At 48.6% G+C, this 22592-nt stretch carries 21 protein-coding genes and 1 pseudogene; 8 read left to right on the top strand and 14 right to left on the bottom strand.

Annotated elements, in window-relative coordinates:
• Window positions 1-53: 53 nt before the first annotated feature.
• Entirely contained in the window at window positions 54-1442 is a 1389-nt protein-coding gene (locus MCG46_RS03355) for an MATE family efflux transporter (RefSeq protein ID WP_240277638.1), read from the bottom strand.
• 75 nt (window positions 1443-1517) lie between these two features.
• On the opposite strand from MCG46_RS03355, the pseudogene MCG46_RS03350 reads away from it, so the two are divergent.
• Window positions 1518-2300: pseudogene (locus tag MCG46_RS03350) on the top strand (SDR family oxidoreductase).
• Window position 2301: 1 nt separating this feature from the next.
• The gene (locus MCG46_RS03345; RefSeq protein ID WP_240277637.1) at window positions 2302-3246 is read left to right on the top strand and encodes a helix-turn-helix transcriptional regulator; all 945 of its coding nucleotides are present in this window, start codon (window positions 2302-2304) and stop codon (window positions 3244-3246) included.
• A 116-nt stretch (window positions 3247-3362) separates the two neighbouring features.
• On the opposite strand, the gene MCG46_RS03340 is transcribed toward MCG46_RS03345, so the two are convergent.
• The gene (locus MCG46_RS03340; RefSeq protein ID WP_240277635.1) at window positions 3363-5324 is read right to left on the bottom strand and encodes an FAD-dependent oxidoreductase; all 1962 of its coding nucleotides are present in this window, start codon (window positions 5322-5324) and stop codon (window positions 3363-3365) included.
• 152 nt (window positions 5325-5476) lie between these two features.
• Here MCG46_RS03340 and MCG46_RS03335 point away from each other — a divergent pair, with 152 nt between their 5' ends.
• On the top strand, window positions 5477-6364 hold the full coding sequence (locus tag MCG46_RS03335; protein ID WP_240277633.1) for an AraC family transcriptional regulator: 888 nt from the start codon (window positions 5477-5479) through the stop codon (window positions 6362-6364).
• A gap of 27 nt (window positions 6365-6391) precedes the next feature.
• On the opposite strand, the gene MCG46_RS03330 is transcribed toward MCG46_RS03335, so the two are convergent.
• The 8 genes from MCG46_RS03330 to MCG46_RS03295 form a co-directional block, all read right to left on the bottom strand.
• Window positions 6392-6874 carry a PTS sugar transporter subunit IIB gene (locus MCG46_RS03330; RefSeq protein WP_240277632.1) on the bottom strand — a complete coding sequence of 161 codons (483 nt, stop codon included), beginning with the start codon at window positions 6872-6874 and terminating at the stop codon, window positions 6392-6394.
• Window positions 6871-7254 (bottom strand): PTS sugar transporter subunit IIA, encoded by a 384-nt coding sequence (locus MCG46_RS03325; RefSeq protein ID WP_240277631.1) that lies wholly within the window; start codon window positions 7252-7254, stop codon window positions 6871-6873. The genes MCG46_RS03330 and MCG46_RS03325 overlap by 4 nt, the downstream gene beginning before the upstream one ends.
• Before the next feature lie 13 nt (window positions 7255-7267).
• Entirely contained in the window at window positions 7268-9187 is a 1920-nt protein-coding gene (locus MCG46_RS03320; RefSeq protein WP_240277630.1) for a BglG family transcription antiterminator, read from the bottom strand.
• A 52-nt stretch (window positions 9188-9239) separates the two neighbouring features.
• On the bottom strand, window positions 9240-9719 hold the full coding sequence (locus MCG46_RS03315) for a PTS sugar transporter subunit IIB (RefSeq protein ID WP_240277629.1): 480 nt from the start codon (window positions 9717-9719) through the stop codon (window positions 9240-9242).
• An 18-nt stretch (window positions 9720-9737) separates the two neighbouring features.
• Window positions 9738-10826 carry an SIS domain-containing protein gene (locus tag MCG46_RS03310; RefSeq protein ID WP_240277628.1) on the bottom strand — a complete coding sequence of 363 codons (1089 nt, stop codon included), beginning with the start codon at window positions 10824-10826 and terminating at the stop codon, window positions 9738-9740.
• A 99-nt stretch (window positions 10827-10925) separates the two neighbouring features.
• Window positions 10926-12497: a PTS system mannose/fructose/sorbose family transporter subunit IID gene (locus tag MCG46_RS03305; protein ID WP_240277627.1), complete on the bottom strand. Its 1572-nt coding sequence runs from the start codon at window positions 12495-12497 to the stop codon at window positions 10926-10928.
• 55 nt (window positions 12498-12552) lie between these two features.
• Entirely contained in the window at window positions 12553-12954 is a 402-nt protein-coding gene (locus MCG46_RS03300; RefSeq protein WP_020224978.1) for a PTS sugar transporter subunit IIA, read from the bottom strand.
• An 85-nt stretch (window positions 12955-13039) separates the two neighbouring features.
• Window positions 13040-13705, bottom strand: coding sequence for an HAD family hydrolase (locus MCG46_RS03295; protein ID WP_240277625.1), 666 nt, complete (start codon window positions 13703-13705; stop codon window positions 13040-13042).
• 149 nt (window positions 13706-13854) lie between these two features.
• Here MCG46_RS03295 and MCG46_RS03290 point away from each other — a divergent pair, with 149 nt between their 5' ends.
• Window positions 13855-14427: a pyruvate kinase alpha/beta domain-containing protein gene (locus MCG46_RS03290; protein WP_240277623.1), complete on the top strand. Its 573-nt coding sequence runs from the start codon at window positions 13855-13857 to the stop codon at window positions 14425-14427.
• A gap of 111 nt (window positions 14428-14538) precedes the next feature.
• On the opposite strand, the gene MCG46_RS03285 is transcribed toward MCG46_RS03290, so the two are convergent.
• The 4 genes from MCG46_RS03285 to MCG46_RS03270 all read right to left on the bottom strand — a co-directional run bounded on the left by MCG46_RS03285 (window position 14539) and on the right by MCG46_RS03270 (window position 19525).
• The gene (locus MCG46_RS03285) at window positions 14539-15906 is read right to left on the bottom strand and encodes an MATE family efflux transporter (RefSeq protein WP_240277621.1); all 1368 of its coding nucleotides are present in this window, start codon (window positions 15904-15906) and stop codon (window positions 14539-14541) included.
• 193 nt (window positions 15907-16099) lie between these two features.
• Window positions 16100-17056: a Gfo/Idh/MocA family protein gene (locus tag MCG46_RS03280; protein WP_240277619.1), complete on the bottom strand. Its 957-nt coding sequence runs from the start codon at window positions 17054-17056 to the stop codon at window positions 16100-16102.
• Window positions 17057-17539: 483 nt separating this feature from the next.
• Window positions 17540-18310: a GntR family transcriptional regulator gene (locus MCG46_RS03275; RefSeq protein WP_240277617.1), complete on the bottom strand. Its 771-nt coding sequence runs from the start codon at window positions 18308-18310 to the stop codon at window positions 17540-17542.
• A gap of 66 nt (window positions 18311-18376) precedes the next feature.
• The gene (locus tag MCG46_RS03270; RefSeq protein WP_240277615.1) at window positions 18377-19525 is read right to left on the bottom strand and encodes an SIS domain-containing protein; all 1149 of its coding nucleotides are present in this window, start codon (window positions 19523-19525) and stop codon (window positions 18377-18379) included.
• 337 nt (window positions 19526-19862) lie between these two features.
• Between MCG46_RS03270 and MCG46_RS03265 the strand changes: the two genes are divergently transcribed.
• The 4 genes from MCG46_RS03265 to MCG46_RS03250 are packed head-to-tail and all read left to right on the top strand — an operon-like array spanning window position 19863 to window position 22359.
• Window positions 19863-20261: a PTS sugar transporter subunit IIA gene (locus tag MCG46_RS03265; RefSeq protein ID WP_240277610.1), complete on the top strand. Its 399-nt coding sequence runs from the start codon at window positions 19863-19865 to the stop codon at window positions 20259-20261.
• A gap of 14 nt (window positions 20262-20275) precedes the next feature.
• The gene (locus tag MCG46_RS03260; protein WP_240277609.1) at window positions 20276-20776 is read left to right on the top strand and encodes a PTS sugar transporter subunit IIB; all 501 of its coding nucleotides are present in this window, start codon (window positions 20276-20278) and stop codon (window positions 20774-20776) included.
• A gap of 15 nt (window positions 20777-20791) precedes the next feature.
• Window positions 20792-21532: a PTS mannose/fructose/sorbose/N-acetylgalactosamine transporter subunit IIC gene (locus MCG46_RS03255; protein ID WP_020224987.1), complete on the top strand. Its 741-nt coding sequence runs from the start codon at window positions 20792-20794 to the stop codon at window positions 21530-21532.
• 2 nt (window positions 21533-21534) lie between these two features.
• Window positions 21535-22359: a PTS system mannose/fructose/sorbose family transporter subunit IID gene (locus tag MCG46_RS03250; protein WP_154238967.1), complete on the top strand. Its 825-nt coding sequence runs from the start codon at window positions 21535-21537 to the stop codon at window positions 22357-22359.
• The last annotated feature ends 233 nt before the right edge of the window (window positions 22360-22592 follow it).

Below are 22592 nucleotides of genomic sequence, written 5' to 3'. Positions count from 1 at the left end.
GGGTTTCTTACTTTCCTGACAGCGCTAAATCTTAATTTCTTCAGCGGCGAATCTTAATATCCTATTGCTGCCGCGGAGCTTTCTGTCTCTCTAGTGATATTCTTCAGCCAGCCATATTGTTTATAATGCCAGATCGCTGCTGGAACTTTAACCACCTCGTCTAAATTGATTAGGAAAAAGACAGCGACAACCGGCAGGTGGAAATAAAACGCTGCCAGAAAGCCGACAGGCACGGCAAATCCCCACATGGTCACCGTATCACAGATCAAGCCAAAGCGGGAGTCGCCCCCAGCCGGAAACACGCCTGCAATCGTCATCATATTGATTGATTTCGCTGCCATGTAGCAGGCACAAAGAATCAGCATTCCTTTCAAATACTGGGTGGCTTGCGGACTTAAAACCGTAACATTCAGAATAAGCGGAGTAAGGATGATTAAAAGCAGTCCGGAAGCCATTCCGCTGAACAATGCCAATTTCCAAAGAATTTCCCCAACGGTCCGGGCTCTTGATAGGTTCCCCATGCCAAGTTCATTTCCAACAAGAATCCCTCCGCCGTTGGCAAGTCCTGTGCAAAAACTGACAATGAGATTTTTTACAATATTGGCTATGGAATTAGCCGCAACCGCGTCATTTCCCAAATGTCCCATGATCACTGAATACATCGTAAAGCCCAGCCCCCATACAAGATAATCCCCTAGCATCGGCAGACTGTATCGCCAATAATCTTTTTTCAGTTGGGGTTGAACGGAAAAGCAAAGTTTGAGATGAAACCGTGCATGATTTTTACGCATTGATTCAGCTTGTGCCCAGCCCATTTCAAGCAGTTTGGAAACAGAGGTTGCCAGAGCCGCTCCCGCAATCCCAAGCTTGGGAAAAAAGAACAATCCAAAAATAAGACTGAAGTTCAAAAGAATATTCACGATCACTGCCATTGAACCGATGATCATACTTTTTACAGCGAATCCTGTGTTCTTTAATATACAGAGATAAATCTGCGAGATCCCCGTAAATAAATAGGAAACAGCCACAATCCTAAGATATACAATACCGCCTGTAATTAATTGAGGTTCTTGAGTAAAAAACTGCATTAATTTTTCTGGAACTAAAAACGAAGCCAGAAAGAAAACCGCGGAGATCAAAAAAGAGATTTTCATGACATAGGCAAAAATTCGCTCAATCGAATCCATATCCCCTTTGCCGTAGTACTGCGCTGCCAAAATACTTGTCCCCATTGTCAATCCGCCCATAAAGAGATTAAACACAAATGTGATCTGTCCCGCCAGGGATGCTGCTGAAAGCGCATCCTGATTCACAAATCCCAGCATCAGTGCATCCGATGCACTGACGGCCGCTAACATGAACTGCTGAAAAGCGATTGGCAAAACAAGCGAGAACAGCTTTCGATAAAAGGCTGCATTCTCTTTATTCCAATTAAATTTCATACCCTGCCTCCTGAATTCATTCTGCAATGAACTGATTATGCAAAAAAAAGCAGAATAAAACAGCGCTGAATCTTAATGAATCCACTGGCTTTTTCTAAGATCAATGATATAATGAATCCCATTAAAGAGAGGAGAACGCTTATGTTTAAAGATAAAGTTGTGGTGGTGACCGGTGGTGCCCAGGGAATTGGTAAATGCATCTGCGATGAGTTCCAAAAGGAAGGCGCGATCATCTGCGATATTGACAAGTAGCCTGGCGGATACTTTACCGGCGATCTTGCGGAAGAGAAAACACTTACCCTTTTTGCCGAAAAAGTCCTTACCGATTATGGACATGTGGACTATTTAATTAACAACGCTCTGCCTTTGATGAAGGGAATAGACGAATGTTCCTATCAAGAGTTTAACTATGCGCTGCGGGTAGGCGTTACTGCTCCATTTTATCTGACTAAATTATTTTCCAGACATTTTGCCCCAGGCGCTGTCATCATCAATATTGCCTCCTCCCGGGATCGAATGAGTCAGCCGCAAACTGAAAGCTATACGGCAGCCAAAGGCGGCATCGCTGCGCTGACGCATGCTCTAGCTGTCAGTTTTTCCGGACGGGTACGAGTCAATTCAATATCCCCGGGATGGATTGATACCCATTTTTATGAATATCCAGGAGCCGACAGTCTGCAGCATCCTGCCGGCCGTGTCGGTGATCCGCTTGACATCGCCAACATGGTGCTCTTTTTATGCTCAGATAAGGCTTCTTTTATCACCGGCGAGAATATCTGTATCGACGGCGGAATGACCCGTCAGATGATCTACCACGGTGATTTTAACTGGCACTTCGATCCTGACAAAACACAATAACATGGAAAGAAACGAATTATGCGCTGCCATTGCCAAGCTCCGCAGCCAATTTTTAACATTAGACTGGACCTATCACGATTTTCCAGTCGGCAACGAATCAGAAAAAATGTTTTACTGGCCAGGATCCTTGGATGAGGAAATCTTAATCTGCGTCCATCAAAGCCGAGGACGGCAGGAGCTTTTCCATCGGCATAACTTTTTTTACTTTAATTTTACTTATCAAGGGGAATATGATTCGATCAGTTTTAAATATGATCATCGAATTACCATTCATGAAGGAGAGCTTTACGCAGGACAGCCATTTGCAGGACATGCCCTGTGTGTGCATGATGACACAGAAACGACGATCATCGGCCTGCTCATCCAAAGGGAAACCTTTTTTAGAACATTTTTGCCTTTATTATCTTCCAACACCAGACTCTTCCATTTTTTACTCGATCCGTCAACCAATCAGTTTTCTGATGAATTTCTGCATTTTAAAATTGAACATGACTGTAATATTCGTACACTGCTGGAAATGATGGTTATTGAATATGCTAACAAGCAGGAAGATACACAGGCCGTCCTCAAATCACTGGCCCTTTCTTTCCTGCTGCAGGTAGCGCGGCAGTTTGTGCAGACAAACAAAGAATCTTCCAGCAGCAGTCTGTCTGAAAAAATTGTACAGTATATGAGTGAGCACTTTGATACAGTGACATTAAAAGAGATTGCTGATCATTTTTCCTATCATCCTAACTACATATCAACGCTGCTTCATCGCGAACTAGGCAAATCCTTTTCTGAAATCCTGCTTACGCAGCGAATGGAAAGGGCAGTGATTCTGATGAAAGGAACTGATCTATCGATCAATGAGATCGCCTTGATGCTGGGCTACAGCAACAACAGTAATTTCTATAAAGCCTTCAAAGATTTTTATGGGACTTCCCCACGAGAATATATTGGATAGCAGCGATTCAATATCAAAGTTGTTTTAACCCATTGAATCTGAGATGTGGATTCCATAACAGAAAAGCGGCATCGTTTACTAACCATGCCGCTTTTCTGTTTATTCCAATTGTAAGGTTATTGTGCTGAGGCCTGATTCAGGCAGTCGGTCACCGCATCCAGGATTCTGCCGCTGGACAGCGTGCAGCCGGAAATGGTATCCACATTGACTGAGTTTTCCACGACGATGGACGCAGGCAGATCGCTGATCGCCTTGTCGGAAACACCGGCGGTTTCATGCTGCTCGGTGATTTCCACCGCACTGATCTTGCCGTCCGCGATCGTCGTCTTGACGCTCATCGGACCTTCCTGTCCATCGACAGTCGCTGTGTATTCGCCGTCTTTGAGCGGCTTGCTCATATCGAAACGATCGGCAGATGCTGTTTCCTTTTCAAACAGGGATGTGTCAAACAGGTTGGAGGCCGCTTTGACGGTATAGCCTTCTGCCAGGGTGTCGTTCATCGCTGCGCGTCCGGCAATCCGTCCGAAGGTGATCGGACCCATGACGCCGGTGCCGCCGGATACGAACTTACCCCAGATGCCGCCGGTGCATTCGCCTGCCGCATACAGACCTGGAATGACATTGCCGCTCTCATCGAGAACATGCGATTCTGTATCAATCGAAACGCCGCCCAGTGTCATAACGACCAGCGCCTTTAACGGAATGGCATAATACTTGTCGCCTTCAATCTTGTTGACGGCAACGCTGTAAGCGGACGGCGTCGGATCAAAGCTGCGTCCGAATTCATCTTCAGCATCTCCATCCACGGCCTTGTTGTAAGCTTCAACCGTAGTCTTCAGCGCTTCCGCCGGCACATTGATCATCGCTGCCAGCTCATCCAATGTCGCTGCGGACTTGACCAGATTCTTGGCCCGTCCGGTTTCCGGATTGAAATACATCTGATACATCATATCGCCGCCGGCTGCCGAGAGATCGGCTACGATCTTATCGGTAAAGATATCATACTGAACCGCGCCCGGCTGTTCTTCCAGGGCGACTTCACGGACATCCACGCGGGCTTCCTGTTCGTTGACAAACCGCTTGCCTTCCTGATTGACGCAGATGCCGCCGGCTTTCCAGGTATAGGTCGAACCGATCGTTCCGCTTTGCGGACCCGTCTGAACCCCCATTGGGAATGTCGGAATATAGCTCATCGCGGTTTCATCCACGTTGCCGCCAACTTCCTGCATCATCCGGATTCCCTCACCCATTGAGGTTGTAGAGCTGAGATAATCAGCGCCATGCTCGGCGTATTTGCCCATCAGCTTAAAGTTTCCGGAATAGCCGCCGGTCGCCATGATCACGCCCTTGGATGCGGTATATTTGACAGTCTTGCCGTCTTCCGTGACCGCTTCAACGCTTAAAACCTGGCCCTTGTCATTCGCCAGCAGCTTCACGCCGTCGGTATTGAAGTCAATCGCAACGTTATCCAAAGTCTTGATGTACTGATCCAGCACCTCATGCGCCGCGCTGGAATAATGTTCAGGATCATCCGCCTTGGCTTTATACGTCCGCTGGATGGAATACAACTGGTGTTCCGGCGCGAAAACAGCCTTGCCGCCGGTCGCCTTATCAATATTGAATTGATTGTCAGCCAAACCATGCTCCAGCATCCATTCAAACATGTCGGTATCTTCGTTGACAAACGCTTCTACCAGTTCCCGGTTGCCCAGCTGCGCTCCGTTCTTCATAATGTCTTCGACAAAGGAAGCTTTCGTGTCTTCCAGTCCGGCTTCCTTCTGCAGTGAGGTTTCCGCAGCGGACATCGAACCGGATGTCAGATTCAGATTGCCTCCGGTACGGTTGGTCTTCTCAATAATGATGACGTTCTGAGCTCCGTTGTCAACAGCTGAAATTGCAGCGGACAACCCCGCTCCGCCGGCGCCGACAACAATCACATCGGCATTTTTCTCCTCATCATACGCCGTGGCCGGAGAAGCCGACGGCTGATCGGCTGGTTTTCCATTTGATGTTGAGCATCCGCTCAAAGCGGAAACCATCAACAAGAAGGCCGAACATAAAGCTAGTGTTTTCTTCATTTCTTTCCTTCCCTTCTTGATCCCATTTTAGCATTTAAGAATGTTTTCACAATATCAAATTCGCTCATGATTTTAAGAATTTCAGAACCTTCATTTTCAGGACTGAACAAGTTATGATATACTTAAGTTCAGAGAAAATGAGGTGAATCGGAATGAATTCGATCTATATCCCGATCGGAAAAGATACTTTTTCCAAAATCGAAGAAGAATTTGATTATGAAATTCTTAAAATTGGTAAGTTTTCCAAACAACCACCGCTGATCAACCACAGTATTTTCATGAACCACTTCAAAATTTTGTTCTTCCAGCATGGGTACTGCCGGGTGATTGTGGAAGATCAGGAATATCGGGTCGGGCCGGGAGATTTGATGATCATTCCGATTAACGCCTTTTACACTGTCAGCTCCCTGGGAGAGGACACGATCGAGTTTTTCTTTCTGCATTTCACCGTTCAGCCGGTGCATAAAGTCGCGCGGTTCATCGAATCGCTGGAGCTGACGCAGATTCTCGTGCTGCATGATACGATCAATGAAGTGCTGATTCATCAGCTGCAGCATACGATCCAGCAGGTCAGCGAACAGAAGCCGGGGTATTATCTGGAAGCCGTGCTGCTTTTGAAGAGTCTGCTTCTGCGGCTGAGAATTCTGCGGCATGAAGGTGATCACCAACAATCCGCCTCTCCGCATGTGCGTTCCAGTGAGGAAACGGTATTCAATCAATGTGTCCGCTATCTGCAGGAGCATCTAAGCGAGAATGTGACGGTTGAACAGCTTTGTGAAATCGCCCACGTTTCCCAAAGTTATTTATACCGCTGCTTTAAAAAGCTGCTTCAGCAGTCGCCCAGCCAGTTTATCCTGCAGTTTAAGCTGCAGAAAAGTCAGGAGCTGTTAAAAACCACGGATGAGGCGATCACCGCGATTGCGGAAGCGACCGGCTTTTCTTCCATTTATTTATTCTGCAGCACCTTTAAATCAGCGGTGGGCCTAACGCCGACGCAATTCCGAAAACATTTTAAAAATCAGGGCACGGCTGATGAATAGGATCGGCCAGACCCTGATTTTCTTCTTTTATAATTGTTTCAGCACGCTTTCGGTCAACAGGCTCTCGGTAACTTCCGGCGAATGGCGCACCGTGATCGTAATCCGCCGTTCCAATAACCTCCGGCAGATCGCGATATCCTCGCTGGTCAGCGCTGTCCGCTCATTGAGAATCTTCCCGTTGGGCCGCATTCGCAAGCCGCCCAGATTCAGCGTCTTGAGCTGGTGAAAATGTTCCAGCACCTGATTGGCGTCAAACAAACTGCCGACGATGATCAGCACGTTTTCCTGCGATTCCAGCTGCTTCTGCACGATTTCAAAGCCAGCCTCCACCTCCGCAATCTGCAAGCGCACCTCGCGCGGCTTGGCCAGTCCCAGAATCATCTTCGTGAATTCATCGTTGGCCGCTTCATCGTTTAAAACGAGAATGGTATCCAAATTATAATAGCTGGTCCAGTAGAACGCCACCTGCCCATGAAGCAGACGGTCATCTACGCTGACCTGCCGGATCATTCAGACTGCGCTCCCATCATCGCGTTGACATAGACCATCTGATCCCGGGCGGCATGCACAATCTCCTCAATCTGCGCCCCTTCCGTCACCTCAGAAAACAACATTTCCAAAAGCAGCGAGATATTCGCTCCGCTGATCAGATAAAAATTCCGCTTGCGCAGCTGCCGCATCGCTTCCAGATTGACGCTGCCGCCGACCAGATCCGTGACCATGCACAACGGTTCAGCAGGATCCTGCCGCTCTAAATACATCTGCAGCTGTTCCTCAAAATCCGAGGTATACGGAAGCAGATCGACGTTGTTCAGATCATCCTTAAAGAATTTCAGTGTGTTGACTACACCCTGGGCATAGTCGCCATGGCCGGCAATCAAATATTTCATAAGCTTGCTCCTCTCAATTTTTACTCAGCACTTCGATCATACTGTCATAATCCGTCATTTTCCCTGAAAACGGCTCGCGCGGATCATTGATCATCTCGCTGATAAAATCATAGCCCAGACGCAGCGAATCGAGATCATCGTTGATATTGACAAAAATCACGGTCTGCGCCCACAGCTTGTTCCAGATGATCGGTTTCTTCAAAAAGCCAATATAGATAAAGCTTTCCGGCAGCGGCTTGAGTGTATGCAGAAAGACGACGCCTTTGGTCGTTTCATGGGACAGAATGTGTTCCGCCTCCCAGAACATTGCCAGGATTTCTTTCCAGTTGTCAAACCCCTTGGCCACCTCACGGAACACCTCATCGCGCACGCTGCCCTTCAGACTGCCGTTGAAATAGCGCGGGGAAAAATACTGCCGCAGCTTGCGGAAGGACAGCCGGTTATGCTTGATCGACTGCTGGATCTGTTCGCCATACGACAGCCGGCCATCCATGTAAATATACGGCACCGCATAGGAGGCTTCCAAAGGAACCGTGCTGAGAATCAGTTCAGCCTGATGCAGATCGTGGTTTTCCAGCTCGCTGACGTCGCAGATTTCAATACTGCCGGCCAGCGCCGCATGATTTTCATTGATTTCATTGATCAGCGTGATCGTTTCCGGCCGCCCCCGGCCGCAGACAACCAAGATCTTTCCATTGTGCGTCCGGCTTTCCGTCGAAAACAACAGGTTGGTATACAGCACCAGATAGGCAAATTCATTTTTGTTCATGCGGACGCTGAAATTCTGTTCCAAAATATCGCTGATCATCATCGTGATGTGCGTGGAAAACAGATATTTGTTGAGAAAATCGTAGATCATCGGATTGCGCATCACCAGTCCGCTGCGCAGTCGCGCCACCATCGCCGGAATATGCATCCGCAGATATTCCTCATACCGATCCTTGTTGATCGCAATCACGCCGAAGCGTTTCTGCAGCATGCGGTAAATATCGTACAGCGTCTTTTCTACCTGTTCGATTTCCTCACTGGTAATCTCGTCCAGCTGCGTGATGTGCTTGGATTTGAAATGCAGGGCAAAATAGAGGATTTCCTCCTGGGGAAGCAGGATTTCCAGCTTTGTCTGAAGCCGCTCCACCAGCTCCCGCGCCGCCGGCCATTCACGGATCAGGCTCTGTTGGCGAACCTTCCCGTTTTCATCTTCGACTTTGACATAGTTATAGAATTTCCAGCGTCGGATCGCGATGATGATGTGAATGACAAAGTTCTGCAGCGACTGATCGGACATGTGAATGCTGTATTTCTCCATGATTTCTTCCAACAGATCGCGCACAAAGCGAATTTCATCCTGATTGGTGCTGCTGACAAACATCGCGTTGTCGGCCGCGAAATAGCCGGTTGAAATGTTGGCATGGAAAAAATATTCGGCAATGCACAGCCGCTTGGCGATTTCCTCACCGACCAACAGGATTCCATAATTCGGCCGGGAAGTCAGCTCCAGATTGTAGTCCTTGAAGATTTCCCGGACTTCCTTTAAATCCGCAGTCAGCGTCGAACGGCTGATATACAGCTCGTCGACCAAGTCCTCAATCGTCAGATAATAATCCACCGTCAGCAGCTTCTTTACGATATAATTCACGCGTTCATAACGATACTTCGGAACGGTCTGGGCGGTCCGCAGCTCGCGCCGTTTCAGCTCCGTCAGAAACTGATTGTAAAGAAATTCATCGTTGACAGAGAGCTTGTAGCCGACGCCGGTACGGGCATGGATGACCGCGTCATAATCCTTGAGAATCGCATTGAGTTCACTGACATCCTTTTTGATCGTGCGCGCCGACACCTTGACCTTTTCAGCCAGCTGGGCACTGGTCAGCGGTTCACTGGCTTCTCCCAGTGTGATCAGGATCTGTTCCAGGCGATCGCTGATGTATTCCACCCGCATCCTCTCCTTCCTTTAAAAGAATGCAGGGTTGCCCCTGCATCCTGCGCTACTGTAGCTTATAGTCCTTAAAGTAGGTCTTCTTCCCGTCCGGAATCAAACGCAGCTCAACTTCAAAGCCGTCGCTGACCAGCTTGTTGCACAGATCAATGTCGTTCTGCGATACCGCAATCGCTCCGATCAGATTTTCTTTGGTTTCGGCGTTCTTGCGGATTCCGCCCAGATTCAATGAACCGATTTCCGGAATATCCGTTAAGATCTGGTAAGCGTCAGGAATGTTGTTGGTAATGATCATGACATTCGTGCTGCTTTTTAAGTGCGTGCGAATTAAGGCCTTGGCTTTCTCCACGCTTTCGCAGACCAGCTTCGTGCCCCGCGGCTTGGCGATGTCCAGCGTCATCTTCTGAAAGTCATCTTTAGCAATCGCGTCATTCGCTAAAATAATCATATTGATCGAAAGCTGTTTCGTCCAGGAAAATCCGACAGCGCCGTGAATCAGACGGTCGTCGACACGCAGTAATTTTATCATTGTGGTTGCCTCCCTTGCTTATAAACCGATTTCATTGCCGGTCTTCGGTGCTTTGGATCCCATGATATCATTCATCCGCTTGCGGGCTTCATCCAGCGGATTCACCCATTTGTCGCGTCCCATCGCGGAAATGACCTGGAATGGGATGACGTTGAACAGCACGCTGAAATGTTCATCAAGCTGATGGTCGATCGTCAGCACCTTCGGATCCTCGATTGTGCGGTTGGTAATCAGGTACACCCGTGAGGTCAGCTCATGGACGCTTTCGTACATCCGGATCGCGCGATCGCTTGGCTCGCCCAGCGAATCCACAATGATCACCGTGCGGTCGGCATTGGTTTCAATCGACGGGCCGTGCAGGAATTCTTCCATTTCATAAGCGGTCGCGGCATGGCCGGTGGTTTCCGCGATCTTGAGCGCCCCTTCCAGAGCGACGGCGTGATTCGGCCCATAGCCCAGAATCTGCACCCGCTTCAAATCGGTTAATTCTTCTTCGTTGGCTGCATACCAGACTTTAGTCTTGGCCACCGTCTGATCCATTGTATCGCAGGCCTGTCTGAGCTGATCATAATAGCTTTCGGCCTCCGCCGCACTGAGAAGGCCTTTGGCTTTGCCAGCTTCAATCGCAAACAACATGTAGTACAGTCCCAATGTAACAACACCCTTGGTTACAAAGCCGATCTTCTCAATCCCCATGCCCCAGTTCAGGCACAGATCGCAATGATCCTTCATCACGCTTTCCACATTGCCGGTTAAGCCGATTGCGGTCAAGCCATGATCGCGGGCTTTCTGCAGGGCGTCGTTGGTGTTGGTGGAACGGCCGCTCTGACCGGCGCCGAACACAAACGTCTGTTCATCAAAAATCGTTTCATAATGATTAAATGTAAACGAGGTGACGACTTCAGTTCTGACCTTCAGGATTTTCTCAACGAAGTATTTCGCCAGGCACGAACCGTTATAGGAAGAGCCGGAAGCGATGATCAGAATCCGATTGTACGCTTTCTGCGTATACAGATCCACCGCCGGTCTGACCAGCTCTGAAGCATGTTCAATGTTGTAACGGCACTGCGCCGCGCTTTCTTCAATATAACCCATCATGGTTTCCATTCGACAATTCCTCCTTTAGTGATGTTGATGGAAAAGAGGAAGCAAGGCTGAAAGACACCGCCTTGTTCCTCTATCGTAAAATACAGCTTGGCTTTGTGCTTACAGAATGCCGATTACATTGCAGACAATGCCCAGGATGAACATGCCGATCATGATGTGCAGCATGTTGACCTGCTTCTTTAATAACCAGGCTGTCGCCCAGGTGATGCACAGCGGCAGCAAGCCCGGCAGAATTTCGTCAAACAGCGACTGCAGCGCCAGCGGTTCCATCTGACCGAACTGAATGACTAACGGCGTGGAAACGGAAACCATCGACATCGTCATCGCGCCGATGACCATTAAGCCCAGGATTCCGAAGCACAGCGTCAGCTTATCCATAATGTTCGATTTGTAGATCTTGTTGATAAACTTGCTTCCGAAATCATACGATTTCCACATCAGATACCAGCGGGCCAAGAAATGCGGCGCGTTGTACAGAACGATGAAGACAAACGGTGCCAGAACATTGCCCTGTAAGCCTAACTGAGCCGCGACACCGGCTGCAATAATCCGGAACGTGCCCTGGAACAGCGAATCGCCGATGCCGGCCAGCGGGCCCATCAGCGCGGCTTTGACGGCGTTGACCGAAGCCGGAGCCAGATCCGGATTGCTGGAGATTTCTTCTTCCATCGCGCAGGAGATGCCGAAGATCAACGTCGATACCTGCGGCGTAGTGTTGAAGAATTCATAATGGCGGCTTAATGCCATCGCCAGATCCTTCTGATCCGGATATAATTCACGCAGCGCCGGAATCATCGCATAGCAATAGCCTGATCCCTGATAGTTCTGATAGTTAAACGAAGCTTCCAGCGTATGCGCACGCCAGTAGACGCCCATCAAGGCCTTGCGGCTGAGCCGTTTGGTCTGTCGGTTTTCCTCGCTGACTTCTTCCTCTGCCCCCTCTGTATCTTCCGATTTGATGAAGAAGAAGGCGATGACCGCAAAGGCGGCACCCAAAATCGCTACTCCGGTATTGGTCATGCCCAAGAAGGCCGACAGCACGAAGCCGATGAAGTAGAACGCGCCGATTTCGCGGGTCCAGATCATGTTCAGCAGCATCGCGAAGCCCAAAGCCGGCAGGATCGAAGTTCCGACCTTTAAGCCGTTGTAGATCCACTGCGGGATGAAGTCGACCACGGCCTGAACTGCGCCGGTTCCTAAATAGATCGAACCGAATACCAGCACCATCATGATAATGCTGTAAAGCCACCAGGTCAGCCAGTGATACCGTTCAACCTTCTTGTAGTCGCCGACTTCGCAGGCTTTCTGCATTTCGACGATCCAGTACTGCATGACGACGCGGATGAAGGTTTTTAACATGTTGAACAGAATTCCGACCGGAATCGCAATCGTCAAAGCGAAGGCCGCGTCCTGACCGGAGAGAATCGCCAGCCCGCCGCCGACGATCGTCGCGATGGAAACGTCCATGGATACGGAAATTCCGATATTCATGACGCCGATGAAGGCCAATTCCAGTGTGGCGCCGATCAGAATACCGGCTTGCAGATCCCCCAAAACCAGGCCGACCAGCGGACCGAGAACGATCGGTTTGGTCAGCATCATGTAACCGTTGATCATATCGGTTCGGGATACGAGATAGATCAGCGACAGAAGCAGTGCGTTTAGTAACATAAGTGTTTACCCCTTTCTTAACCTTGGTTTGTGAAACGGCAGGATTCAGTTTTTTTCAGCTCTCGCTTCCTTTCTTTTGCAGCATCGAATTAACATAACAGATCCGGGTTTGCGCTTGATCAATGCAGCGCTGCAGATCGGCCGCCAGATCGTCTGTTTCTTCCAGTTTCAGCACGTCGAGAATCAATTCCAGGTTGACCCCAGCGAGAATGTGGCAGTTGGGCTTCAGCAGATGACGCATCATATATTGATTGACGCTGCCGCCCAGCAAGTCGGTAAAGATAATCCAGGTTTCTTCTTCATGGCCCGCCATGATCGTTTGCATTTGAGTTTCCAGGGGAAGCTCATCGGTGTAGGCACATAAGGGAATCACATCGGCGTTTTCTCCGCTTAACCGACGCAGCGCACTGGCCAGACCGGCGGCGTATTCGCCATGACTCGCGATCAGATATTTCACATTATTCCTCTTTCCATTTCGTCCTTTGTCAATGCCATTATAGAAAGCTTTGTAAGCATTAACTACTCAATTAATTGCACTATTTTTAGTGCAGTGAATCAAAGACAGCCGTCTGCAGCAGGCCCGGAATTTCCATCAGATCGTCAAAGAACTGATGCGCCGGAGATTGATCAAAGCCATACCGCTCGTCGCGTTTGGCCAGCACCCGCATCCCTGCGCGCACAGCCGCCAGAATGCCATACGTGGAATCTTCAATCACATGACATTGTTGGGGCAAAACATGCAGTCGGGAAGCCACATGCAGATAGATCTCAGGGTTGGGCTTGCTTTCCTTAAAATCATCACCGCTGGCGATCACTTCAAACAAGGGCAGGATCTCGAGCTCCTGAAGCACCTGTTCGATATTGCTCCGCGGTGAACTGGATGCCAGCGCTAAGCGCCAGCCTGTGTCTTTCAGCTGATTCAGCGTTTGATGTAAATGAGGATTCGCCAGTTCGCGGTAAGCGATCCGATGGTGGCGATGAAAGGCGCGCATATCGCGGCGATAGGTTTCCTCACTATCATAAAATGCTGGATCAGCCTGTTTTAGAATCGAAAATGTTTTGCGGCTGCTTTCTCCGACAAGCGAATCGAGCACAGTGCGGGAAAAGTGATAGCCGCGGCTGATCAGAAATTCTTCGAGCCGTCGGTAATATACAGGTTCCGTATCGACAAGCACACCGTCCATATCAAAGATCACAACTTTTTCCATTCTCTGCCTCCTTTCTGGTTCACTGTGAGTTCATTATAAGGAAACTCTTCTCCTGAACAAAAACGGAAAAAGATCACTAACCTTAGTGCAGAACACTTCGCCAGCTAGCCTGGATTTCCGGTATAATAGAAGCAGAAGGAAGGGATCGTATGCTTTTATTTTCAAATCCTGGCTGCTGCAATACAGCCGCGGCAGCCCATGAAGCCATCCGCAAAGCCAAACAGATGAAGACCGATGTCGTCTTTGCCTCCTCCACAGGCAAAACCGCCCGCGCGGTGATCGACGAAGCGCAGAAACAGGATTATCCGGGCAAGCTGATCTGCGTCAGATCGGTTTCCGACGCGAAAAACCACGGTCAGAACCGCATGCCGGCACAGATCCAGAAGGAGCTGCTGGATCATGGAGTTGTGATTGTCACAGCCGCCCACGCGCTCAGCGGCGGTGAACGGGGCTTAAGCAGCCAACAGGGCGGAATTTATCCGCTGGAAATCATGGCTGCCACCCTTCGGACATTCGGCCAAGGCGTCAAGGTTTGTTTTGAATGCGCGGTGATGGCGCTGGATGCGGATGTCATCGAGTGGGGAAAAGCAATCGTTGCTTTAGGCGGCACATCGGAAGGCGCTGATACGGCCATGGTTCTGACGCCAGGATACTCCGCTTCGATTTTAAGTACCCGGATCCATGAAATTCTTTGCAAGTCGGCCCTCATGTCCTCGGAATAAAGACCGCTTTTATCCCTTGGCATTCGCTTGCTTCAAGTTATTCTCAACGGCTTTCCATAGACTAAAAAAGAATTCATTTCGTATCGGTACGGATGAATTCTTTTTTTCTGCTTACTCCGCGGCATTGCTTTCTTCTGTGTTTTCCATTTCTGTCAAATTATGCAGCCAGCGTTCCTTTTTCAGCAAGCCCACCGCCAACAGGCATTTTAAAAGATAGCTGACTTCTACCCAGAAATAAACCGCGGTGATCGGCAAGGAGGTTCTCTGTGTCAGGATCATCAACAGCGGAATCGGGACAACCCACATAAACAGCGAATCAATCAGGAAGATCGACTGGCTGTCGCCGCCGCTGCGGAAGACAAAATAGACGAGGAAATGCACGGTCGCCAACGGAAACAAAAGCGCCATGATCTGCATCAGCTGATCCGCGGTCGCCAAGGATACGGCCGACCCGCTGTAAAGCAGCGGAATTGTCCAGCGGCACAAATAGATCAGGATGCCAAACAGCACCGAAAGGGTCAGTGCCAGCTTGAACACCCGGCTGACAACCTGTTTGGCGTCATCCTTTTTCCCCTGACCCAAAACCGGCCCGACCAGAATCGTCAAGACGGTCCCCGCCGCTGGAAAGAGGACGCGGAACAGCTCATAATAGGTCATCGCGATCGAATAGCCGGCGGTCGTTGCCGTATTGAAAGACGTATAGCCTTTAAACAGCACCGCCAGCCCTAAGCCGTAGAACAATTCGTTCAATCCGATCGGAAGCATGGTCTTACTGATTTGAAATGCCAGCACCCGTGGTATTCTTGGCGTGGCCTTCCACGCCTGTGCAAACACGCATTGTGAACGTTTCATAAGCGCAACCATGATCAGGGCTTCAAGACTGCGGCAGATCAGCATCGCGATCCCAGCGCCTGCCATCCCGGCCCTCATCCCGTCCAACAGAATGCCATTGGCAACGATCTTCACGATCACCGCCGCACAGCTGCCGTATAAGGGCAGCCTCACCTGACCGATTGAGCGCAGAGCGTTGGCAATTGCCTGGGACAGCACATACGGAATCATCGACAAAGCCAGAAACCGCAGGTAAATGGTTGCCGGCTCCAATAAGGCCGGATCGGAGGAAAACAAGCGGACTAACGATTGGGGAAAAGCGATCCCGGCGAGAATAAAGGGAAGCATCATCGCTGCGGAAACGAGAATGGAAAACCGGAAGGTCTGACGCATGCGCTGCGGCTGATCCACCCCTGCATACTGCGCCAGGTAGACAACACCGGCCGCCAGAATACCGTTGAGAAAACTGCTGGGTACCGTAAACAGACGGTTAACGATGGCTGCGGAAGAAACAAACAAATCACCGAATCGGCCGACCATAACATTATCAATAATCGTGATCAGATTGAGAATCAGCTGCTGGGCTATCATAGCCAGACACAAATTCAGCGCCTGACGGTAAAATGTTTTGGTGGATTGCCGAGGCATCGTTATCCCCCCTTTCCTTTCTTCTTCCTTCAGTATAGAGAACTTAGCCCTGCTTCAGAAGCAGAAAAAAATCACCATTTCTGGTGAAATTTTCTTTTAACCGCAAAGGGATGAACTCTAAAGTTGAGTGTTGCCGTGATCCTCAAAGTTCAGAATTGGCTTACGCTTTAGATTCGCCTTTGTTTTATCTAGTTCAGATTTGGGGAAAGCGGCTGCGGATGGCTTCCATGAAAGCCAGAACTTCGCGGGTTTTCGCCTGCGGATACAGCGGGCTCTGCAGCCAGCCATTGCCGACACAGCGGCATACCTCGGCAATCTCCCCACCCAAGTCTGTATAATGAAGCGTTGGACGAATTGTCTGAATGCCCTGCGCATTTTCCAGAATGATTTCCTCCGCCCGATAGTAATAAGGGATGCGCAGTGTTCCCTTTGTGCCGCGGATCAGCGCTTCCCGCGGGCGTTCACGGTCGATCGCCCCTTCGGTCAAAATCCGAACCCCGCTTCGGGTATTCAGTTCACACGTGAAATGAACATCAATCTGATTACGAAGCTCTGCCTGAACCTGAAGTTCCTCGCAACAATCCGGAAATAAATCCAACACAAAATAGTAAAGGTAACTGCCGATATCATACAGCGCACCACCCTGTTTCGCATCGTGAATATACCAACCGGGTTTGGTTTGATCTTTTAAATCGTAACAGTAATTGACATCCGCTTCATAGACCTGACCGATCGCTCCATCCTCGATCAGATTTTTAACAATCTCACTGCTTGGATAAAACGGAGTTTTTAACGCTTCCATCAGAAAGCAGTCTTGGCGCTTTGCTTCTTCGCACAGCTGATCCCAATCCGCGGTGGTTAACGTTCCTGGCTTTTCCACCAGCACATGCTTATGCTGAGCCAAAGCTGCCATGGCCATTTCTTTATGCATCAAATGCGGTAAAGCGATGTAAACACAGTCCACATTCGGGCTGCTCAGACAGGCGTCATACTGGTCCACAATCTGCGCTGTTTTAACCGCTGAGGCGGCCGCTTTTTGCTTGGCTTCCGTTCGGGAAGCGATCACGGTAATCTCAGCCTCTCTGACCTGAGCGCTGTCACCCACAAAGCGCTGCGCGATTCCGCCGTAACCTAAGATTCCAAATCGCATCATTTCTCACTCCTTTACTATCACTATACGCCGACCTGGGTGAAAGAAAAAGGACGAAATTGTGAACTTTCATAACAGTTTTCTTACGATTTTACAGAATTCGATCTTCATTGCAGAAATCCCTGCGGAAATATTGTCTTGTTGAGTGCTTATCCAACTTATGATGATTAGACTTTTTTGATAGCCGAACCAACTAATACCTCAGAAAAGTCCATAAACAAAGGCTATTTCCGAGGTTTTATCGATTTAAAGAAGGGAGTTATCCTTGGCTGCGTCAGAACATAGCCTGGGCTATCCAAAATACAAACCGACATGCCTATTAAATCAACATCCATTACATTTTTTAGCTGAATGTAGCCATTTTCGGTAATCGCTTTCCAAATTTGCTTTTTCCAATTCATAGGAACAGCCGGTGAATATTAGCATTATCATAAAAAGATGACCTTGCAGCAGCCATCTTTTTACAATATTTCATTCATTCTGTTATTTTACCAAAGGCTCTGAAACATGATCATGGACTGCCGACGGTTCCGGCTGTGACATGATCTTGTCTTGAGTAATCGTGAATTTATCGCCGACAAAATAATGCATTGTCAGCTCAAAAGGTTCATCATTCACATTCCACATGATCGTCTGGCGAAGCAGCGGCACATGATTCGATCCGATCAGTTTCGCCTGTTCCGGGCTGGGCAGACAAGCTCCCAGTTCCATATACCCATAGGAGCGCTCAATTCCCAATTCCTCAATATACTGGTTCAGCGAACCTTCCAACCGCTTAATATCCATTGTCGGCAGAATATTCTGCGAGATATAAGAGTAAGAAATACAGATTAAGCTGCCGCTGCCATAACGTGTCCGAATGAAGTAATGCAGAAAATCATCTTCCGCAACATGCAGCACTGATGCAATTTCAGGAGCTTCCTTGCCTTTAATAATTCCATATTTAATCAGCTCAGCCGACGGTTTTAATCCGGCATTGCGGATCATATCGGTAATGCTTTCTGTCCGCACCGAGTTTTTCTTGATTTTCGTCTGGAAACGATGATCCGCAAAGGTTCCTTTTCCTTTAATCCGCTTGATGTAGCCATGCACGGCCAACTCGTTCATCGCCCGGGAAACCGTCATATGGCTGGTGGAAAACTTCGCGCAGATCTCACTTTCCGGAGGAAGCGGCTGATCGGCCTGCAGTTCTCCGCTTTCGATTTTTGTCTTAAAATAATTCTCGATTTCCACATACTTTGGAAGTTTCGGCATGGTCTACCTCCTGCTTTGCAAACTGACGGCAACCCCCAACAGGATTGCCGGATACTGAATATGAATTTACTGGGGATCCTGACTCAGATTTTTGTGTCTTGAGCTTGGATAATGGGATGAAACATAACGTTTTTTGATCGGACTGACCTTGGTATCAATGCCCGTATCTTCGCAGATCAAGGCGGAAAGCACCTGAAAAGGAATCACATAAAGAATGGGGGAAAGCAGATCGGATGTTCTGACTGAAAACTTCAAATCCCGGTCAGTGCTTGCGACCCCTTCTTCACAGGTGATGACAAACACATGCTCGGTAAAGACATCTTTATAATAAGGCACTAACTCTTTTAACCGGTTCAGCTCTTTCTGACCTTCGGAAGCGATCATAAAGATATAGTTGTCCTGATTGTAAGCACGCATCGGACCGTGCATCTGTTCTTCCATTTCATAACCGGTACACGGACGGGAATAAGTTTCAAAGAATTTCAAACGCGATTCCAGCGCTGTCGGATAGTTATAGCCATAGCCGGCAATCGAGGATTTTGTCATTTGATAAAACTCTTGTTTATTACGATTATACCAGTCGACCGACTCCTTGACAACAATTTCCAAATTGTCAGCGAGTGCTTTGGCTTCTTCATCCAGCCGCTGGAATTCTACTTCGCTGATCAGCTTTTTACGGCGGGCAATTTCGATCGCCTGAATATAAAATTGATAAATTGTTTCTGTATAACCGCGGGTCTCTGGTCCGATTTCTTCTTCTTCACAGACGAGATGACAATAAACATCTGCCAGCTCCTGCAGCACACTGTCTAACTGTTCAGTAACGGCGATTGTAAAGTAACCGCCATCCGACGCCTTTTTGACAGCTTCGCATGTCGATATACTGTCACCATGCTGGGAGAAGCCGATAACACAGATCTGTTCTTTCTTAAAAACACCCGAAGGATTCGGATTTTCATGATTCGTGAAAATCGTCGGCGCACAGGCAACGCCTTCCACGTGCAGAAGATCGACAAAGAGATTCTTAATCACCATGGATACATGATTGGACGTACCGGAACCCAAAAAGTACACCTTTTTAAAGTCATGACTGACAAAGGCGTCGACAAAGTCGTTCATGTATTCATCGCGAAGAGTATAAGCCTTTTTCAAAACCCGCGGCGTATCTTGAATGTGACCGATCATTGATAGTTTTTCTTTTTCCATGCTTCTCATTTATTCTCCTTTTATTTGAAATCATCTGGCATCACACCACAAATATACCATTCGCCGCAAAAAAATCAAGAGTAAATATATATTTGTTTTGATTACTGAGATGGAATTCCTCTGAATTCATCAATCCATAATCAAAAAGACCGGGGAAATAACTCAGAATTTTGTAGATTCTGTATTTTTTTCTTATCTAATGGAGTTGAATCCTTAACGCCCCGCCTTTTAATATATATTTTCGTGAATTTTATATTTACAAATATATATTTATAGATTATACTGAGGTTAAATCTGGCAGCACTCACACTACAGAATTCGTTGAAAGGGGGAAATTAAGAACCGAATGAATCAGATCATCCTCGCCTCCCATGGCAAGCTTGCCTCCGGCATGAAGGCAACCCTGGAGTTTTTCGGGGCACAGAACATCATCATCCTGGAACAAACTGTCCAGGAAACAGGCTTTGAAGCCAAAGCCGAAGCTGTACTGCAACAATATGCCAAACAAAACTGCATCGTCTTTACCGATTTGTACGGAGGTTCGGTGAATCAGATCTTCTTTAAGAACCTTCAGCACTATGCTTTCCATCTGATCACCGGCATGAATTTAGCCATGATCTTGGAATGCGCCTTCACCGAAGCGGATCTGACCGGTCCGCAGCTGAAAGAAATCGTTGAAAATGCCTGCCGTCAAACTTGCTACATGAATGATCTGTTAACATGCCGCGAGGAAGATGACGACTAGAAAGGAGAATCGTTATGATCAGTTTATTGCGCGTCGACGGACGGTTAGTTCACGGCATGGTCGCTGTGACCTGGGTGGGCGAACTGAAACCGAATGTCCTGGTGGTTGCCAATGACGCCGCGGCCAATGACAGTTTCCACACCATGACGCTCAAACTTGCCAAACCGGCCAATGTTGATATGTATGTTTGGACGCTGGCCAAAGCTGTAGATCGGCTCAACGGCCCTAAGTACAAAGCCAAGAAAATCTTCATCACCGTTGGGACGATTGCCGATGCCGAAACACTTGTCAGCCAATGTCCGGAAATCCGCCGCGTCAATGTCGGCCCGGAAGTGGACGGCACTAAAGGCCGGGTCACTGAAGGCAAAATCGAAATCAGCGACGGTGTCTTTGCTTCCCCAGAGGAATTTATCTGTCTGAAGCATATCCACGATCAGGGTGTCGAAGTCTTTGCCCAGATCACCCCGCAGATGCCGGCCGTGGATTTTGCGGAATTCGCCAAAAAATTTGAATAAAAAGGAGAAAAGGGTATGATTTTACAAGCGATTTTAGTCGGCCTTGTTGCCGGCTACGGCCGGATCGAACAATCATGGTTCGGTCAGCAGATGATCGCACGGCCAATCTGGCTGTGCACGCTCGTCGGTCTTTTATTAGGGGACTTGAAACAAGGTGTAATCATCGGCGGGACGTTGGAATTGATCTGGGCGGGGGTCGTTCAGATCGGCGCGGCCCCAACCGAAGTTGTCAGCGGCAGCGTATTGGCTTCCGCACTGGTCATTACCAGCGGTCTGACTGTGGAAGAAGGCGTCGCGCTGGCGATTCCAGTAGCTTTATTAGCCAGCGTCATGAATACGTTTATTTCCTCCGTCAACTCGGCGGTGCTGTCTTCCTTAACCAACAAAGCGGTGGAAAATTGTGATACCAAAATGATCTGGTGGACAGGCATCGGCGGCGGCATCATCTATTTTGTTGTCTACTTCATTGTTATCGCCTTGGGATTTATGGCCGGATCCGTTGCGATTCAGGCCGTCATTGATTCAATTCCAGGGGTTGTCCGCTACGGTTTGACCAACGCCAGCAAGCTCCTGCCGGCAATCGGTATCGGCATATTATTAAAATTCACATTCGATTGGAAATATGCCGGCTTCTTTGCGCTGGGATTCCTCTTGCCGACTTACCTGGGCATGGGCACGATGGGCGTTGCATTGACAGGCCTGGTCTGTGCTTATATCTATTATCAATTTAAACCCAAAGCTGAGGAGGAGGACTAATCATGACAACGCCGGTTGAATTATCAAAAAAAGAACTGAACAAAGTGTTCTGGCGCTCCTATCAAGCGCTGGGCTGTTATACCTATGATAAGCAGCAGGGAATTTCCTACATGCGCGCGCTGCTTCCGGCGCTGCAGAAACTATATCCGGATCCGGAAGACCTGAAAGAAGCACTAATCCGCCACAATGTGATGTTTAATACGACCTGCGCTTTTGTTCCCTTCTGTCTGGGCATCACCTGTGCGATGGAAGAAGAATATGCCAATGCTCCGGAAGGTTCGTTTGATCCGCAGTCGATCAGCTCGGTCAAGATTGCCTTGATGGGCCCGTTAGCGGGAATCGGCGACAGCTTCTTCTGGGGAACCTTCCGCGTCATCGCCTGCGGCATCGGCGCCCCGTTGGCCGCGGCTGGAAATCTGTTAGGGGTCGTCCTGTACTTATTGTTGAATTTGATTCCGTCCACATTGACCCGTGTTTATGGATTTAAACTAGGTTATCAAGGCGGCCGGGAATTCCTGGCGAAAATTCAGGCAGACGGAACACTGGAAAAAGTAACGGAAGCCGCAAAGATTCTGGGCTTAGTCGTTATCGGTGGTTTGGTGCCGACGATCGTCGCGGTTCCGGTTTCCCTGCAGCTCAACATGGGCGGCGGATCCTTTATTCTGGCGGATGTACTCAACAGCATCATGCCGAACTTACTGCCGTTAGTGCTTTCCGTCATCGTCTATCACTACATTCAAAAAGGCGTCAGCGTCAACAAGCTGTTGTTCATCTTGTTGGGCTTAGGCATCCTGCTGACAGCCGTCGGCTTCTTCCCGATGGGCTAAGCTAAAAAAGTATAGCTAAAGGGTTGTGACAAATCAGGAGAAAATCTGAGTGTCTCACACTGTTCTCTGAATTTTCCACAACTACATAGTAAAATGATTTAAAGAAGAGCACTCTGAAAACACCTTGATCTCTTCAAGGCTGATTTTCAGTCTGCTTTTCTTTACTTTCTCACGCGGATCACTGTTCATTGCGTCTGCGGTCTTTTTTTCTTTCCTTTTTCGTCAAGCCTTTT

The sequence above is a fragment of the Holdemania massiliensis genome (genome assembly GCF_022440805.1).
In the GTDB taxonomy this organism is placed as follows: Bacteria; Bacillota_I; Bacilli_A; order Erysipelotrichales; family Erysipelotrichaceae; genus Holdemania; species Holdemania massiliensis_A.
This window is presented reverse-complemented; position numbering and strand designations above follow the sequence as displayed.

Excerpts from the sequence above, each read along its gene's own strand:
- MCG46_RS03255 (WP_020224987.1), top strand. The coding sequence starts at position 20,792 with ATGATTTTACAAGCGATTTTAGTCGGCCTTGTTGCCGGCTACGGCCGG.
- MCG46_RS03315 (WP_240277629.1), bottom strand. The coding sequence starts at position 9,719 with ATGATAAAATTACTGCGTGTCGACGACCGTCTGATTCACGGCGCTGTC.
- MCG46_RS03290 (WP_240277623.1), top strand. The coding sequence starts at position 13,855 with ATGCTTTTATTTTCAAATCCTGGCTGCTGCAATACAGCCGCGGCAGCC.
- MCG46_RS03270 (WP_240277615.1), bottom strand. The coding sequence starts at position 19,525 with ATGAGAAGCATGGAAAAAGAAAAACTATCAATGATCGGTCACATTCAA.
- MCG46_RS03250 (WP_154238967.1), top strand. The coding sequence starts at position 21,535 with ATGACAACGCCGGTTGAATTATCAAAAAAAGAACTGAACAAAGTGTTC.
- MCG46_RS03335 (WP_240277633.1), top strand. The coding sequence starts at position 5,477 with ATGAATTCGATCTATATCCCGATCGGAAAAGATACTTTTTCCAAAATC.
- MCG46_RS03330 (WP_240277632.1), bottom strand. The coding sequence starts at position 6,874 with ATGATCCGGCAGGTCAGCGTAGATGACCGTCTGCTTCATGGGCAGGTG.
- MCG46_RS03260 (WP_240277609.1), top strand. The coding sequence starts at position 20,276 with ATGATCAGTTTATTGCGCGTCGACGGACGGTTAGTTCACGGCATGGTC.
- MCG46_RS03280 (WP_240277619.1), bottom strand. The coding sequence starts at position 17,056 with ATGCGATTTGGAATCTTAGGTTACGGCGGAATCGCGCAGCGCTTTGTG.
- MCG46_RS03345 (WP_240277637.1), top strand. The coding sequence starts at position 2,302 with ATGGAAAGAAACGAATTATGCGCTGCCATTGCCAAGCTCCGCAGCCAA.
- MCG46_RS03325 (WP_240277631.1), bottom strand. The coding sequence starts at position 7,254 with ATGAAATATTTGATTGCCGGCCATGGCGACTATGCCCAGGGTGTAGTC.
- MCG46_RS03340 (WP_240277635.1), bottom strand. The coding sequence starts at position 5,324 with ATGAAGAAAACACTAGCTTTATGTTCGGCCTTCTTGTTGATGGTTTCC.
- MCG46_RS03305 (WP_240277627.1), bottom strand. The coding sequence starts at position 12,497 with ATGTTACTAAACGCACTGCTTCTGTCGCTGATCTATCTCGTATCCCGA.
- MCG46_RS03310 (WP_240277628.1), bottom strand. The coding sequence starts at position 10,826 with ATGGAAACCATGATGGGTTATATTGAAGAAAGCGCGGCGCAGTGCCGT.
- MCG46_RS03355 (WP_240277638.1), bottom strand. The coding sequence starts at position 1,442 with ATGAAATTTAATTGGAATAAAGAGAATGCAGCCTTTTATCGAAAGCTG.
- MCG46_RS03285 (WP_240277621.1), bottom strand. The coding sequence starts at position 15,906 with ATGCCTCGGCAATCCACCAAAACATTTTACCGTCAGGCGCTGAATTTG.
- MCG46_RS03265 (WP_240277610.1), top strand. The coding sequence starts at position 19,863 with ATGAATCAGATCATCCTCGCCTCCCATGGCAAGCTTGCCTCCGGCATG.
- MCG46_RS03295 (WP_240277625.1), bottom strand. The coding sequence starts at position 13,705 with ATGGAAAAAGTTGTGATCTTTGATATGGACGGTGTGCTTGTCGATACG.
- MCG46_RS03275 (WP_240277617.1), bottom strand. The coding sequence starts at position 18,310 with ATGCCGAAACTTCCAAAGTATGTGGAAATCGAGAATTATTTTAAGACA.